Source organism: Halomonas sp. 111, from assembly GCF_052379685.1.
In the GTDB taxonomy this organism is placed as follows: Bacteria; Pseudomonadota; Gammaproteobacteria; order Pseudomonadales; family Halomonadaceae; genus Vreelandella; species Vreelandella citrativorans.
The window spans coordinates 1-15,063 of the sequence record NZ_JBQSYV010000024.1; the positions used below are offsets into that span (position 1 = coordinate 1).

The 15,063-nt window shown below is 51.9% G+C and carries 16 protein-coding genes; 6 read left to right on the forward strand and 10 right to left on the reverse strand.

Annotated elements, in window-relative coordinates; all coding sequences use genetic code 11:
- The first annotated feature begins 125 nt into the window (after nucleotides 1-125).
- A complete protein-coding gene (locus tag ACT3T7_RS16025) occupies nucleotides 126-884 on the forward strand; it encodes a GntR family transcriptional regulator (protein ID WP_444631553.1) in 759 nt (252 codons plus the stop codon).
- Between the two features lie 75 nt (nucleotides 885-959).
- Here the strand turns inward: ACT3T7_RS16025 and ACT3T7_RS16030 are convergent, their stop codons facing one another.
- The 4 genes from ACT3T7_RS16030 to ACT3T7_RS16045 form a co-directional block, all read right to left on the reverse strand.
- Entirely contained in the window at nucleotides 960-2,249 is a 1,290-nt protein-coding gene (locus ACT3T7_RS16030) for a TRAP transporter large permease (protein WP_444631554.1), read from the reverse strand.
- Entirely contained in the window at nucleotides 2,246-2,740 is a 495-nt protein-coding gene (locus ACT3T7_RS16035; protein ID WP_444631555.1) for a TRAP transporter small permease, read from the reverse strand. The genes ACT3T7_RS16030 and ACT3T7_RS16035 overlap by 4 nt, the downstream gene beginning before the upstream one ends.
- Nucleotides 2,741-2,833: 93 nt before the next feature.
- Complete coding sequence (locus tag ACT3T7_RS16040) at nucleotides 2,834-3,787, reverse strand: C4-dicarboxylate TRAP transporter substrate-binding protein (protein WP_444631556.1); 954 nt, start codon at nucleotides 3,785-3,787, stop codon at nucleotides 2,834-2,836.
- A gap of 93 nt (nucleotides 3,788-3,880) precedes the next feature.
- The gene (locus tag ACT3T7_RS16045) at nucleotides 3,881-4,621 is read right to left on the reverse strand and encodes a GntR family transcriptional regulator (protein ID WP_444631557.1); all 741 of its coding nucleotides are present in this window, start codon (nucleotides 4,619-4,621) and stop codon (nucleotides 3,881-3,883) included.
- A gap of 333 nt (nucleotides 4,622-4,954) precedes the next feature.
- Here ACT3T7_RS16045 and ACT3T7_RS16050 point away from each other — a divergent pair, with 333 nt between their 5' ends.
- On the forward strand, nucleotides 4,955-5,170 hold the full coding sequence (locus ACT3T7_RS16050) for a hypothetical protein (RefSeq protein WP_444631558.1): 216 nt from the start codon (nucleotides 4,955-4,957) through the stop codon (nucleotides 5,168-5,170).
- Between the two features lie 2 nt (nucleotides 5,171-5,172).
- On the opposite strand, the gene ACT3T7_RS16055 is transcribed toward ACT3T7_RS16050, so the two are convergent.
- The 6 genes from ACT3T7_RS16055 to ACT3T7_RS16080 form a co-directional block, all read right to left on the reverse strand.
- Complete coding sequence (locus tag ACT3T7_RS16055) at nucleotides 5,173-6,456, reverse strand: TRAP transporter large permease (protein WP_192526273.1); 1,284 nt, start codon at nucleotides 6,454-6,456, stop codon at nucleotides 5,173-5,175.
- 2 nt (nucleotides 6,457-6,458) lie between these two features.
- Nucleotides 6,459-7,040 (reverse strand): TRAP transporter small permease, encoded by a 582-nt coding sequence (locus ACT3T7_RS16060; RefSeq protein ID WP_444631559.1) that lies wholly within the window; start codon nucleotides 7,038-7,040, stop codon nucleotides 6,459-6,461.
- Nucleotides 7,041-7,123: 83 nt separating this feature from the next.
- Nucleotides 7,124-8,092: a TRAP transporter substrate-binding protein gene (locus ACT3T7_RS16065; protein WP_444631560.1), complete on the reverse strand. Its 969-nt coding sequence runs from the start codon at nucleotides 8,090-8,092 to the stop codon at nucleotides 7,124-7,126.
- An 81-nt stretch (nucleotides 8,093-8,173) separates the two neighbouring features.
- Nucleotides 8,174-9,196 (reverse strand): Zn-dependent oxidoreductase, encoded by a 1,023-nt coding sequence (locus tag ACT3T7_RS16070; protein ID WP_444631561.1) that lies wholly within the window; start codon nucleotides 9,194-9,196, stop codon nucleotides 8,174-8,176.
- Nucleotides 9,197-9,226: 30 nt separating this feature from the next.
- Nucleotides 9,227-10,438, reverse strand: a complete 1,212-nt coding sequence (manD, locus tag ACT3T7_RS16075; protein ID WP_087109628.1) for a D-mannonate dehydratase ManD — start codon at nucleotides 10,436-10,438, stop codon at nucleotides 9,227-9,229.
- Nucleotides 10,435-11,181 (reverse strand): GntR family transcriptional regulator, encoded by a 747-nt coding sequence (locus tag ACT3T7_RS16080; protein ID WP_172116231.1) that lies wholly within the window; start codon nucleotides 11,179-11,181, stop codon nucleotides 10,435-10,437. The genes manD and ACT3T7_RS16080 overlap by 4 nt, the downstream gene beginning before the upstream one ends.
- 114 nt (nucleotides 11,182-11,295) lie before the next feature.
- On the opposite strand from ACT3T7_RS16080, the gene ACT3T7_RS16085 reads away from it, so the two are divergent.
- From ACT3T7_RS16085 to ACT3T7_RS16100, 4 genes are all read left to right on the forward strand, one after another.
- Nucleotides 11,296-12,471: an alpha-hydroxy acid oxidase gene (locus ACT3T7_RS16085; protein WP_444631562.1), complete on the forward strand. Its 1,176-nt coding sequence runs from the start codon at nucleotides 11,296-11,298 to the stop codon at nucleotides 12,469-12,471.
- A 373-nt stretch (nucleotides 12,472-12,844) separates the two neighbouring features.
- Entirely contained in the window at nucleotides 12,845-13,174 is a 330-nt protein-coding gene (locus ACT3T7_RS16090; protein ID WP_192528543.1) for a four-helix bundle copper-binding protein, read from the forward strand.
- 267 nt (nucleotides 13,175-13,441) lie between these two features.
- On the forward strand, nucleotides 13,442-14,056 hold the full coding sequence (locus ACT3T7_RS16095) for a transporter substrate-binding domain-containing protein (protein ID WP_444631563.1): 615 nt from the start codon (nucleotides 13,442-13,444) through the stop codon (nucleotides 14,054-14,056).
- Complete coding sequence (locus ACT3T7_RS16100; protein WP_444631564.1) at nucleotides 14,053-15,030, forward strand: cation diffusion facilitator family transporter; 978 nt, start codon at nucleotides 14,053-14,055, stop codon at nucleotides 15,028-15,030. The genes ACT3T7_RS16095 and ACT3T7_RS16100 overlap by 4 nt, the downstream gene beginning before the upstream one ends.
- Nucleotides 15,031-15,063: the final 33 nt, after the last annotated feature.

Genomic DNA, 15,063 nt, shown 5'->3' on the forward strand with positions numbered 1-15,063 from the left:
AAGTGAAGCGAGGAAAGCCCCCTCGCTTCACTCGCCGCGTTTAAGGAAAACCTGTGGGTACAAACGCTTATTACCGTTTGAATGGCCTTCTGGTTCAGCACTTTATTTAGCCTTGGAACACAAAAATGCAACTGCCTACCCCCCAACGTCTCTATCAAAAAACCGGGTTACAACTGAAAGAGCGCATCTTGTCTGGCCTTTACAGCGAGGGTAACCGGCTTCCCGCCGAGCGTGATATCGCTGAAGAGCTGGGCGTTAGCCGCACAGTGGTTCGTGAAGCGCTGATCATGCTGGAACTCCAAGGGCTAGTGGAGGTACGCAAGGGGTCAGGCATTTATGTGCTGCCGCCTCCCAAGGAGCCTATACCCAGCAAAACCGAAGACGAGGATAACGCGCTCAGCGCCGGCCCTTTCGAAATGCTCCAGGCACGCCAGATTATCGAAAGTCAGATTGCAGCGCTTGCGGCCACCCTAATTACCAAAAACGATATACTGGAACTGATGGAGATCAGCAAACAGGCGCGCGATGAAGACCGCTACCAGGATTCAGAATGGGACAAACGCTTTCATTTACAAATAGCCAAGTCGAGCCAGAACGCTGTTTTAGTCTATCTGGTCGAAAAGCTTTGGTATCAACGCGATAAAAATTTATTGTGGCAAAAACTCCATGATCGAATTGATAACCGCCAATCGCTGGATAGTTGGTGCGACGATCATGATGTTATTTTAAAAGCGCTAATTCGACGCGATGCCAGCGCCGCTCACCAAGCCATGTGGCAACATCTCGAAAATACGAAAGAGATGCTTTTTAAAGCCAGTACATTAGAGGAAGAAGACGAACTCGACTACTACCTCTTTGCCGACAAAGTGGTGTTAAAAGAGTAGCGCCGAGTTATTACCCGGCGCTCAGCAACCCATCGTGTCTTGGCACGTTTACAACGCTAGCTCTTAAAAGTCGCTTCAGCCGAGCAATAGGTTCGGCAAAAATAAAACAATATTGGGGAAGAATATAATGCAGGAGACGACTACAAAAACAGCTAATACATAAGGCAGTAGCTCTCTGCTGTAGTCATAAAAAGAGCAGCGTAAAATACCGCAAACCGTATACATCGAGATGCCTACAGGCGGTGTCATCCCCCCAAATGTCACAAGCGTCATCATCAACAGCCCGAAATGAACGGGGTCCACACCAGCAGCTTTAATAACAGGCACAAGAATAGGCGTTAGCAGCATCACGACAACGGTTGCTTCAAGCAGCATCCCCATACAAATCAGCAATAATGCAAGTACAAACAACAAAGCAGTTTGGTTAGTAAAAACGCCCAAGGTAAGTTCCGCTATTGTTTGAGGTACACGCTCGAAAGACACCACATAACCGATAATGCCGGCAAACATGATAATCAGCATGACCATCCCGATGTCTCTTACGCTGGCACGCATGGCATTGAGCAACTCTTTAACACCCATTTCTCGATGAATGACGCAGCCGATGAAGAGCGCATAAGCAACCGCAAAAGCGCCCGCCTCGGAAGGCGTAAATAACCCATAGCGGATACCCACCAATAGCCAGACCGGAAACAGTATGGCCCAAATACTTTCTCGCAACGCTTTTAGAAGCTCCTTGCCCTTCGGTAGATGAGACCTGACAGGCTGGTAGCCACGATGTTTGGCCATGATATAAGTGGTGACCATAAACGCGACCATCAATAAAAAGCCAGGAACCAATCCAGCGATAAATAGACGCCCGATGGAGACCTCTCCTAGATATCCATACAAGATCAGACCAATACTAGGCGGGATCGTCGCAGTAATGAGACCGCCTATCGAAAGCACGGCACCTGAAAAGCCAGCAGAGTAGCCCCCCTTAATCATACTTTTACCCAAGACGCGCGACTGCATAGCGGCATCGGCTACCGCGGATCCAGACACACCGCCCATCAAGGTGCTCAATACGATGCTCGCCTGGGCCAAACCGCCACTCATCCACCCCGCCAGAAGCGTCGAAAGGTGAACCAGCCGAGGCGTTATACCGCTGGCATTCATCAAGTGCCCGATAAAAATAAACAGCGGCACGGCTAATAGCGGAAACGACTGAGTGGACGAAACAACACGCTGTACAGCGATACTGGTTGGCAGGAATGTATCCGGCAGTAAGAAATATGAAAATCCAGCAATGCCGATCGCAAAAGCCACCGGCATGCCTATCGCCATAAGCAACAACCCAAACCCCAACAATAAAGCGGCCGTCATAGTGTTTCCTCCACCGCGTTATCGTCGTCTGCGACCAGGCTTGCGATAATCCCTATCGATGTTATACGACGCAGTAGCGTTATTATCATTAAGACAGCACCAACCGGCAGCGCCAATGTGATATAGCCATAACTCAACCCGGCAACACCCATAGGCCTTTGCCAGTTTGAAGTAGCTAAAATAAAGCCATACCAGGCAAGCAGCACGAGAAATAGCAGCATCATCCCCAGGCACAAACTGGTAATAATTAACTGCAATTTAGCGGGTAGACGAATAACCAACGCATCTATTCTCACCTGCCCCCCATGGCGCAGCGTAATATCGGCACCCAATACAGCAGTCCAAATGAACAAAAACTGCGCAAGTTCAGCGCCACCAGCGAAAGGCTGGCCTACAGCTCTAGCGGTTGAGCTAACTAACATCGTAAGAGAGGTGCCCCCTAGAAGCGATATAGCCAGCCACTCTTCGCCCTTGTCGTACCAGCGCCACATATTGAATCCTTCCTACTAAGGGCATACGGAAAACTGAATTCAGCGGTAAAGCGAAAAAGCGCCCTTACCTTAGCGGCAAGGGCCTTAACGCTACTATTGACTGAATAGCTGATCGCGATACTGGTCGTAGCCCAGCTCTTCGTAAACACCGCTCACTCTTTCACGAAACAGCTCCGCGTCGACCTCTGTAAAAGTAACGCCCTCAGACTCCATACGCTCTTGTACGGCGGCCTGAGCTTCGGCTATGGCGATACTTGCCTCATTCCCTGCGCTTAAAAGCTCTTCATCGAGGATAGTGCGTAACTCTTCCGGTAGGGATTGAAACCACTGCTCAGAGGTTGCGATGCCGGTCATTAAATGAATGTGGTTTGTAAGCGCTACATGGGTTATTACCTCATGCAAATTTTGCCCCTCTGCCGCAGTTAGCTGCGCCTCTGCCCCATCAATAGAGCCTAACTGTAGGGCTGAATAAACTTCTGACCAAGGCAGCGGCGTTGCCGTTGCTCCCATCGCTTCGATCGTTTCGACCCATACGGGAGAGTTGATTGTGCGTACGCGTACACCGCTCAAATCTTCTGGCGCGTTGACCTCGCTCTGGGTCAACATTTGGCGAGATCCTTGAAACCAGTTGTAGTTAAGCAGGCGAAGACCACTTTGATCCGCCAGACTTTCTACCCAATCGCTATAAAGCGCTGAGGAGGTGATTTGGTCATAATCTCTATGATCTTCGACGAGATAAGGAGCACTCAAAATACCCAGCTCAGGCTGATATTCGGACAAGCGGCCTGCATCAATCAAAATAGCGATATTGGCGCCGCTGCGAATCTGCTCAACAACATCTTCGTCTGACCCTAGCTGACTATTAGGAAAAATCTGGATAGCCAACTCACCATTAGAGCGCTCTTCTATTTTCTCTTTTGCCGTATCCAATGCCTGGGCAATAGGGTCTTGCGGGCTTAGCGCAATTGATACGTTTAGCTGGTAGTTGGCATATGCAGAGCTACTGGCGAGTACCAACGCTATGGGAAATAATGTTTTAAGCTTCATTTTCATCTCCTTAATCTATCGTTTGTTATTGATGTTGTATTACTGAGTTGTAGACATTATCTCTACGCCCCGCTTGACTCCATAACGTATGTTTTAACCAACATGGCGCGTTATGGGAGTAGCTGTTTCTTCAAACATGTCGTGAAACCGGTGTTCAAGTTCGGGTAAAGATTGGAGTATTTCGCGTTGGTGAAGTCTCATCGCTTTTGCTGCACCAGGCGCGTCTGCTTCAGCAATGGCGTTTACGATTGATTGATGTTGATCAGCGAGTTTTGCGATAGGCGTGGAATCAGGAATGCTTAGGTAGCGCACTCTATCTAACTGCGCTTTAGCATTTTCGATAACGTTCCACGCCATGACTTGTCCGGTAGAAAGCGCAAGTCTTCGATGAAACATTTCGTCCAAAATAAAGAAGCGATCATGATCTTGTCTTTCGATACAACTTTTTTGGCGCAAGACAAGTTCATTCAATTCCATTATGTCAGCGGCGGGAAATTTTGCTTTTGCAGCTTCTAGAACAATTGCCACTTCTACTGCTTCACGTATAAAGCGCGCTTCCAGCACTGCGCGTCGGGAGATCTTGACCACATAGGTGCCTCGCTGCGGCCTGACCTCGACAAGTCCTGCTTCCGAAAGCCGAATAAACGTTTCGCGCACCGGTTGACGACTGATTGAGAAAGTACTCGCTACTTCTTTTTCAGACAGCGCTTGGCCCGGTGCCAATACCATTTTGATAATGGACTGGCGAAGGACATGATAAAGACGATAACGAATCGATTCCGTCTCCGGTATATCCTGCCATAGCGCTTGTAGCGTGGTACTCATATCGCTCATTTAAAATACGCCTGAGGTGAGTCGTTAAGCCATCAACTGATATAACTAGTATGGTAGAATGGCAAAAAACGTAAGCCCTGCATTCTATACTTTGGTAGCGCCTTCCAAATCGACCTTAAACCACCTATTGAACTTACACTGCAAGGAACTGAATAATAATGGATTTTACCTTTATTAAACTTTAATTCGTATTCAAAAAACGCCGAATCTACACTAATTTCGAGACTATAGTGGTATGTGGGAATCATGTTATTTACTGAAGCCATGAAGAGAGCGTGCTTTTTTTGTAATTTTCAAAGCGTTTAATGGCCTGCTTAAAGAGCTCAGCGCGCTATGAGCAATAAAAATCACAGCTCATCAGAAAATCAGCCCCTTCTCTCATTAAGCATGCGCTATCGATCAAAGGATTTGCTTGCCACGCCGCAGCAGCGTGGCGCCGATGCAATGATGGTGGTTCAAAATAAAAAAGCCTGCCGGGTGCTGAAAAGCACCCGGCAGGCTCGTACACAATATGAGGCGGGTTGTCGCTTTAACACATTAAACAGTTAAAGCTAGTTACTCCCCATCAGCAGATTAGGCAGCCAGAGTGAAATAGCCGGCACGTAGGTCACCAGCATCAGTACTGCCAGGTTGCATAGCAGGAAAGGGACAATTGCTCGCGCCACCGAAAGCATGGGCAGCTTGCCGATACCGGCGACGACAAACAGACACACCCCGACCGGCGGCGTGGTCAGGCCAATCATCAGGTTGAGCACGGCAATCACGGCAAAGTGCACTGGGTCGACGCCAACGCCCGTCGCCACCCCCACCAGCGCCGGGAATAGAATGATCAGCGCGGCGATGGTTTCCATAAAGGCGCCAACAAACAGCAGGATCAGGTTGAGAATCAGCAGCACAATCAGCGGGTTTTCACTGATGGAAAGAATCAGCGTGGCGATCATCTGAGGAATCTGCTCGCTGGTCAGAATCCAGCCGAACAGGTTGGCTAGGCCCACCATCAACAAAAGCGCTGACGAGGTCAAAACGGTATCGACCAGAATGCCCGGCAGTTTGCGCCAGGTAAGCCCCTTGTAGACGTACATGCCTACCACCAAGGCGTAAAGACTGGCCACAATCGAGGCTTCGGTGGGCGTAAAGAAGCCGCCGATGATGCCGTACAGTATAATTACGGTCATCAAGAGCGCCCAGAACGCCGTCTTGGCTTCGCGCAGAAGCTGCAGGACCGGCACGCGCTTCTCTTTGGGGTAGCCTCGACGAACGGCCAGAATGTACACCGTCACCATCATGGCCAGACCCATTAAAAGGCCGGGCACCGCACCAGCCAAAAACATCCGGCCGACCGAAATACCGCTTAGCGAACCCGCAATAATCATCGGCACGCTGGGTGGAATAATCGGCCCTATGGTTGACGAGGCGGCCGTCACCGCGGCGGCAAAGGGCTTGTCGTAGCCCGAGCGCGCCATGCCCGGAATCATCACCGAGCCGATGCTCGCGGAGTCCGCCACAGCGGTACCGGAGATACCGCCAAAAATCATCGAGCCGCCTACGTTGGCAAGGCCTAGCCCGCCGCGAATATGGCCAAGCAGCGCGTTGGAGAAGCGCACGATATGTTCGGTGATATTGCCCACGTTCATCAGATTACCGGCCAGTACAAACCCTGGAATACACAGCAGAACGAAGGTGTCGATACCCGCGTACATACGCTGGGGTACGATAGTGAGCGAAATGCCCTCCAGCAATAGATACGATACAGAAGCGATACCAAGAGCAAACGCGATGGGCATACCCACCACGAGAAGTATTAGAAAAACACTAAACAGAATAATAACTTCCATGCTTACGACTCCTGTTCACGGGTGGCAGAGGGACGACACATTGCGATAATTCCCTCAAGACACCCCAGCACGCTATAAGCCAGGAGTAGCGCAAAGGTGACTACCGTTGAGAAAAAGATATACAGCATGGGAATCCGCAGCGTTGGCGAGGTCTGCCAAGTACCGTTCTGGGCATACTGCCAAGCATAGGGCAGCACCAGAAACGCAAATACCCCAATCATCAAGCAGATCAGCGCCTGAAACGCGGCTTTCACGCGTGGGCCAAGCATATGATGGAACAGCTCGACACTGATATTGCGGTGCTGGCGCATCACCACGCCGACCGAGAGCGCCACCATGTAGATAAACAGATAGCGCGAGAGCTCTTCTGTCCAGGCAATGGAGAACGGCAGAAATAGCCGAGAACTCACCTGCAACAACACCGTGCCCGCAATAGCGACCAGTGCAAGCACAGCCAGGGTTAGAAAACAGGTATCCACCCAGTCAATCAAGCGCCCAATTGGACCTTGCAGCCTGGGTACTACCGACATCGAATCCAAACTCTCCAACGCTTCTTGCTCAAGCGCTTTTTGATCCGAGCTCATAAACGTATCCTCATGGGATAAACCACTCTTGCAGATAGACGATGGGCTGGCGCACGACCAGCCCATCGTCATTACTTACCGACTTACAGGCCTTGAATGGCGTCGAAAATCTCACGCTGTTCAGGGGTCAATGCTTCGAGTACCGCTGGACGGGCCGCTTCAGCGAAGGCATCAACATCCACCTCAACGAACTCCATGCCGCGCTCTTGCAGTGCCTGTTCCAGACGCGTTTGGTCTTCGACAAACAGCTCTGACTCATACGCTTGCATGGTCGCTGCAGCATCACGTACCACCTGCTGAAGATCTTCAGGCATGTTTTCCAACTGGTTACGGCCAATCACAACGTAGATCCAGCTGCGCACATGACCGGTCATGTTGACGTAGTCCTGCACCTCGTTGAAGCTGGCGCTTTCGATCAGGCTAAGCGGGTTTTCCTGACCTTCCAGCGTGTTCTGCTGAAGTGCGGTGAACACTTCACTGAACGCCATGGGCGTTGGGCGTGCACCCATCGCCTGCCAGGTATCTACGAAAAGCGGCACGTTAGGCACGCGCAGGCGTAGGTCGTCCAACTCTTCTGGCGTGCGGATCGGACGGTCGGCGGTCAGCTCGCGAGGGCCACGCTCAAACCAGGTCAAGGGCACCAGATTGGTACGCTCTGTGATCTGCTCTTCAATCTCGGTGCCGATCTCACCGTTAACGACTGCGTGCAGATGCTCGGAGTCACGGAAGGCATAAGGCACGGCCATCATGGCCGCCTTGGGCGCCCAGTTTTGCAGGCTCTCGCCGGTAATCGTCATGTCCGCCGTGCCCAGCTGAATGCTGTTGATCACATCCATTTCACTGCCCAACTGCTCGCTGGGGTAAAGGCGAACTTCAATACGGCCGTCAGAGTTGGCTTCTACTTCTTCCTTGAACTTCTCAGCCGCCTGGTGCCAGATGTTCTGCTCGTTGGCCAAATGGCCAAAGCGTAGCGTGTAGTCGGCGGCAAGCGCAGATTGCGCACTGAGAAGAACCGTTCCAAGTACCGCACTGGTTAATAGCTTCTTGATCATTTTTATCGCTCCTGCACTTTGCATTGTTGATTGTTAGTGCGCGTAGTTAATGTGAATGGTTGATATGAGAGGGCGTGGTCGTTAAGCACTGACTTGAATCAGTACTTTACGGGCTTCTTCAGGACGGTGATCAAGCATATCGATGGCACCAGGCATATCGCTCAGCGGTAACCGATGGCTAACCAGCGCCAACGGGTCCAGCTTGCCACTTGCCATTAGCGCCAGCACCTCCGGAAACTTACGATTATTAAGCCGTGAGCCGACCAGTGTCAGCTCTTTTTTGATCACTTCAAGCTGCACCAGATCGCTTGGCTGAACGCTGAACCCGAGCAGGCCAATACGGCCCGCGGGCGATGCCAGCCGCAGCATCTGAGGAAGCAGCGCCGGCACACATGCAGCGTCGGCAATCAGCGGTACGCCTTCACCTTGGGTTAGGGCCAGCACCTCTTTCTCGACGTCCTGCTCACGGCTGTTGAGAACGTGCGTGGCGCCCAGCGCTTTAGCAGCCTCCAGGCGCTCATTGATAACATCGGTAACGATGATCTCCTCAATGCCCAAGGCCCGGGCCATCTGCAGGATCGTCATGCCGATCACGCCTGCGCCCAATATCAGCAGCCGATCACCGGGGTGCGGCTGCATGCGGTCCAGCACGTTGGCGGCAATGGTGTAGGGCTCTACCAGGGCAGCTGCGTCCAGGCTGATATGATCCGGCAGCTTGTGCACATTCGCTGCGGGCACCGCCACGAACTCTTCAAAACCGCCGTTACGGTGTACGCCAATTACCTCAAGGGCGCCGCACACGTTGGGGCGGCCAATGCGGCACGGGTAGCAGGTGCCGCAACTAATCACCGGGTCAACGCAGACGCGATCACCCACCGAAACATCAGCTACGCCTTCGCCAACCGCGTCAATAACGCCCGCAAATTCGTGGCCCGTGATACGCGGAAAGCGCACAAAGGCGTTATCGCCGTGGATAATATGCATATCCGAACCGCAGATACCGGCAAACGCTACGCGTACCCGTACTTCGCCTGCGGCGGCAGTGGGTACTTCAACATCGGCGACCTGGTAGTCATGGGGCGCCTTGACCTGAAATGCTTTCATGGATGCAAAACTCCTTACCCGTTCGTTAGGTCACCAATGCCAAAGAGTGCCATCTTCTAACCGGTTAACCGGCAAGCTGGCACGCTTATAGGGGTATTGCTTGGCAAGCTCTTCGTCGATATCCACGCCATGCCCAGGCGTTTCGCCCACGATAAAGTGGCCATCCTCAAACCGATAATCGTGAGGAAACACCTCGTCAGTCGCGCTGGTATGCGGCATGTACTCCTGAATACCAAAGTTAGGCACCCAGGTATCAAAGTGAATAGCCGACCCCAGGCACACCGGAGAAAGATCGGTCGGCCCGTGGAAACCGGTACGCACGTGGTAAAGACCCGCCAAATCAGCAATACGGCGCACGTGAGTGATGCCACCTGCGTGAGTAAGCGTGGCACGAATATAGTCAATCCACTGGTTTTCGATCAGCGCTTTGGCGTCATGAATACTATTGAATACCTCACCTACCGCTAGCGGTGTGGTGGTGTGCTGGCGTATAAGGCCAAACGCTTCCTGGTTTTCAGCCGGTACGCAGTCCTCAAGCCAAAAAAGATGATAAGGCTCAACGTCCTTGCCCAAGCGGGCTGCTTCAATGGGCGTTAGGCGGTGGTGAACATCGTGCAAAATATGCAGATCATCACCAAAGCGCTCACGTACAGCGGCAAACAGTTTAGGCACGTGATTCAAATATTTGCTGGTGCTCCAGACATGCTCGGCGGGTAAATCGGCATCCGCAGGCTCGTAGGGCTCGCCCTCTTTTTTAGCAACACCATAAATACTCGCGATACCCGGTACACCTGCCTGCACGCGAACGGCTTTGTAACCTTCATCTACATGGCGGGCGACTTCTTCAAGGCACGAATCGATATCGCGCCCTGTGGCGTGGCCATACACCATCACGCGGTCGCGGCTCTTGCCGCCCAGCAGTTGGTAAAGCGGCATACCCGCGAGTTTTGCTTTGATATCCCAAAGGGCCATGTCGACAGCGGCAATCGCGCTCATGGTAACCGGGCCACGGCGCCAGTAAGCACCACGATACAAGTAATGCCAAATGTCTTCGATGCGCTGAGGATCACGGCCAATCAAGGCGGGAATTACGTGCTCATCCAAATAGGCGACCACGGCCATTTCCCGACCGTTTAGCGTGGCATCTCCGATACCGTAGGTACCCTGGTCGGTAACGATTTTTAAGGTGACGAAATTGCGCCCCGGCGAGGTGACGATGGTATAGGCGTGTTCGATTTTCATGGGGTTGCCTCCTCAATGAGGGATACCGTTTCCTGAGTATCGAACATCTCGGGAAACCGCTGTACTAGATCGGGAAGTGAAACAAAAATTTCACGCAAATGGCGCCGCATGGATTGCTCGGCAAGCGCTACGTCGCGGGCTTCAATCGCCGCCATAATATCGGCGTGCTGTTCAATCAAACGGGCAATCGGTGTGGTGTCAGGAACGCTTAAGTAGCGTACACGGTCCAGCTGCGCCCTTACCTCTTCGATAACCTTCCAGGCGGCCTGTTGGCCAACGCCCAGCGACAGCGTTTTGTGAAAACGCTCGTCAAGACGGTAGAAACGAATGGTGTCGTGCGGCTCAATACAGCGGCGCTGGCGCTCCAGCAAGTCGTGTAACTCGGTGAGCACTTCGTCGGGAAGCCCTTTGACCGTTGCCTGACGCACTACGGCTACCTCAACCGCCTCACGTACAAAGCGCGCTTCAAGCACTGCTCGCTGAGATATTCTGACCACATAAGTACCACGCTGTGGCCGGACTTCGACGAGTCCTGTTTCAGAAAGACGGATAAAGGCCTCGCGCACCGGCTGACGGCTGACCGAAAAAGCGTCCGCCACCTCTTTTTCAGACAGCGCTCGGCCAGGTTCCAACACCATCTGAATAATCGACTGGCGCAGTACCTGGTAAAGACGCTGACGCACCGATTCGGTCTCCGACGTCTCCTGCCATAGCGCTTGTAGCGTAGTGTTTGTATCACTCATCTGCCGCCGCCTGGGTAAAGGGGCATGACGCCCTTATCTGATACAACTAGTATGGTAGTATGGCGAGACAAACAAAAGCCTAAACGCCCTATACTTTGGTTGAAGGTAACGCACATGAAACGCCAGCTTTACACGGGTTCAAACTATAAGAAATCAATAAATATCAACGATCTTGAACGCATCGCCAAAAAAAGACTGCCGAACTTCGTGTTTGAATATGTGTATGGCGGAAGCGATGACGAACATACGCTGCATCATAATCGCACTGTGTTTGATCAATACCTGTTTGAACCCAGAACAATGACAAAGGTGGGTACGCGGGATTTAAGCACGACACTGTTTGGCCGCTCTTACCAAATGCCAGTAGCCATTGGCCCAACAGGCTTTAACGGCATGCTAACGCGTGATGGCGACCGAAAACTTGCCTGTGCCGCCCGCGATGCGAATATCCCGTTTGTGCTGAGCAATGTCTCTACCACCGCCATGGAAGATATCCAGGCCATTGAAGGCTTGACGGCGTGGATGCAGCTTTACTTCTATCGTGACCGAGCCTTCGTAAAATCGCTTATCAAGCGCTGCCAAGATGCCCGTTTTGAAGCCATTGTGATCACTACGGATAGCGCCATTTACGGCAACCGTGAGTGGGACGTGCGCAATTTCCGGCGCCCCATGAAACCCACCTTCGCCAACCTGGCACACATGATGACCAAGCCTCGCTGGATGTTGGATGTGTTGCTGCCCGGCCTACCCACCTTTAAAAACCTGGATGAGCTTCTGCCACCGGAAAAGCGTGGCGCCCAAGGCGCATCGCAAATTATCGGCTCGCAGTTGGACCCGTCGCTTAACTGGGAAGACATTGCCTGGTTACGTGAGACGTGGCCAGGCAAGATAATTCTCAAAGGGATTCTGGCGCCGGAAGAAGCCGAGCAGGCCGTAAAACTTGGCGTTGACGGTATCGTACTTTCCAACCACGGTGGAAGGCAGCTCAATCACTCGCTCTCGCCCATGGATACCCTGGCCGACGTAAAAGCCTGCGTAGGGGAACGCTGCCATGTGTTTGTGGATAGCGGGTTTCGGCGCGGCACCGATATTATAAAAGCACTGGCATTAGGCGCAGACGCCGTTTGGCTTGGAAGAGCGACGCTTTACGGGCTTGCGGCGGGTGGCCAAGCGGGTGCGGAGCATGCACTGAACCTGCTGAGAGGAGAAGTAGACAGAACATTAGGCCTATTGGGTCACACCAATATTAAGGATTTAACCTCAGCGTGCCTGGTCAAGCGACCACGTTGAATTACTTATGAAACCTCTGATTACCTATAACGCAATTGCGTATGCTCAGCGCTTGCAATTGCGTTTAAAAAACCAGGTTACTGACACAACAACGTTAACGATCCATACATAAAAACCCTCTCTATTACGCTATTGCTTATCTTCTTTCATGCTGCATAAACCAAGCCAGAAACGTTAAAAGAAAAAGAGCAACCTGTGCCACAGGGTTTAAAAAATATTAAAGATCCTCTTCTCCTACGCAAAACACCCACTTAGATCCTATTATCAAACAATGGCTAGCATCATCAACTACTTATTAAGCGTAAACGCCTTTTCCGGCTATTCTTCAAACTAAATCAGTGTAAAGGCGCATCTTCATAAAGGAGGTACTAACGTGAGTATACCGAAGTTTAAAGAGTGCATCGAAGCCTGTAATATATGTGCGGTCTATTGCGATAACTGCGCGGCCTCCTGCCTTCAAGAACCCAACATTGAACACATGGCTGAATGTATTCGGTTAGATATTCAGTGTGCACAAATTTGCCGGTTGGCCGTCTCCTTTATGGCCCAGAATAGCGAATATGCTCAGGATGTCTGCCAGCTGTGCGCGGATATCTGTCAAAAGTGCGGTGATGAGTGCGACCAACATGACGCAGAGCATTGCCAAGAGTGCGCCCAGGCATGTCATCTGTGCGCCAGCCTATGTGCATCAATGGTGGCATAAAAAGGCAGCGCTGCTAAACCCAGCCATTCATTTGGAAAATAGCTGATTACGCCTAATGTATAAAGTGAGCAAGGCTTGAGCGACCCTATGCTCACTTTTTTGTAAGCCTTATTAATGAGCGGTTATCTACATCCCCTTAACGGGAGCGGCTATACGATGCAAAGCAAGGATAGCTTTATATCATGCGTTTTTCGGACCCACATGCTGCTCATTTGTGCAGTTTTCGCTTTGGCAGGTTGCCGTTATCCAGCCAATATTGAACGCCCCATGACAGAGATGCAGGGCGGGGAGCTGAACGTTGGCCTGTCCGAGAACCCGCCTTGGGTCATACATACTGACCAAGGCCCGGCAGGGCTGGAAGTCGACATCATTCGTGCGCTTGCAGAAGATATGGATGCCACCGTTAACTGGCACTGGGATAGCGAAGGAAACCTGTTAGCGGCGCTCTCCCAATACCAGCTTGACCTGGTGGCCGGTGGGCTTACTCAGGATTCAAATGTGAGCGCCCTCGCCACCCCTACCAAGGCCTACTATGAGAGCCACTATTCAGTCGGGGTACCCAGAAGCACTTCCTTACCCAGCCATCTTGAAGGTGTTGAGGTCGCCCTTCCTGCCGTTAATCATATCGCCCATGCGCTTAAAAAAGAGGGCGCGATTCCCCGCCCCACTTCCGATCCTGATGCACTAAACCAAGCAGTTGCCAACCCCTCCTGGTGGCTGCATGCGCATAACTATCAGGTTGGAGAGTGGGAAATCGCCACCGACCAGCATGTTATGGCGCTACCCAAAGGAGAAAATGCCTGGATGCTGGTCGTACAGCGCCATTTAAATAGCTACCCCGGTATTGAACAACGCCTTCAACAGCTGGAGGCTGAACAATGAAAATACGCAAGCTTTATCACCTGCCTCCAGAGAAACAGCAGGATCTCGACTATCTGATCCGCCTTGAATGGTGGAATTTAGCGTTTCGTCTTTCCATTGTAGCGGTACTGGGTTCGGTACTGGGCAACAGCCAGGCAATGAAAGTCGCATGGCTGGAAGACATGCTTTCGCTCATTCCGCCTATCGCTTTCTTGCTGGCCGTCCGGTTTCGCAATCGCCCGCCTAATAAGACCTACCCTTATGGGTATCAACGCGCCACGATCATTGCCTTTTTATGCACCGCCACTGCACTAAGCGCGATGGGCCTGTTTTTACTAGGAGACTCGTTGCTAAAGCTTGCCCACCAGGAGCACCCCAGTATCGGCGCCATCACGCTGTTTGGTGAGACGATATGGATGGGCTGGGTGATGGTTGGCGTGCTTATCTACAGTGTCATTCCACCGGTTATTATCGGGCGCTTACAGACCAAAGCCGCCGCCAAAGTGCATGAGAAAACCGTCTTTGCGGATGGCAAAATGAGTAAAGCTGACTGGATGACCGGGATGGCTGCCATTGTAGGCGTGCTGGGCGTAGGGGCCGGTTTTTGGTGGGCAGACGCAGTTGCTGCGGCCATTATTGCCCTGGACGTTACCAAGGATGGCATTACCAATTTAAAGGAGGCCGTAGGCGACCTGCTTGATCGCCGCCCTCACTTTACGTCTCGCGAAAAGCCGGAGCACATGGAAGAAGCACTTGAGGCCGAGCTTTGCGCCATGCCTTGGGTAGCCGCCGCCTCAGTACGCTTACGTGAAGAAGGCCCAATCTTCAGCGGCGAGGCCTTTGTCACCCCGCATAGTAATGATGAATTGGCACAACATCTGAAAGAAGCCTCTCAGCACCTTAATAATTACGACTGGCGCATTTATGAAGTTGTCGTTACCGCATGGCCTAATGAAGAGCACACACCTTCCCCCGCCAATGCCACTCCTTCATAACTGCTTTTTCATGACCCTTTTTTCATAATCCTT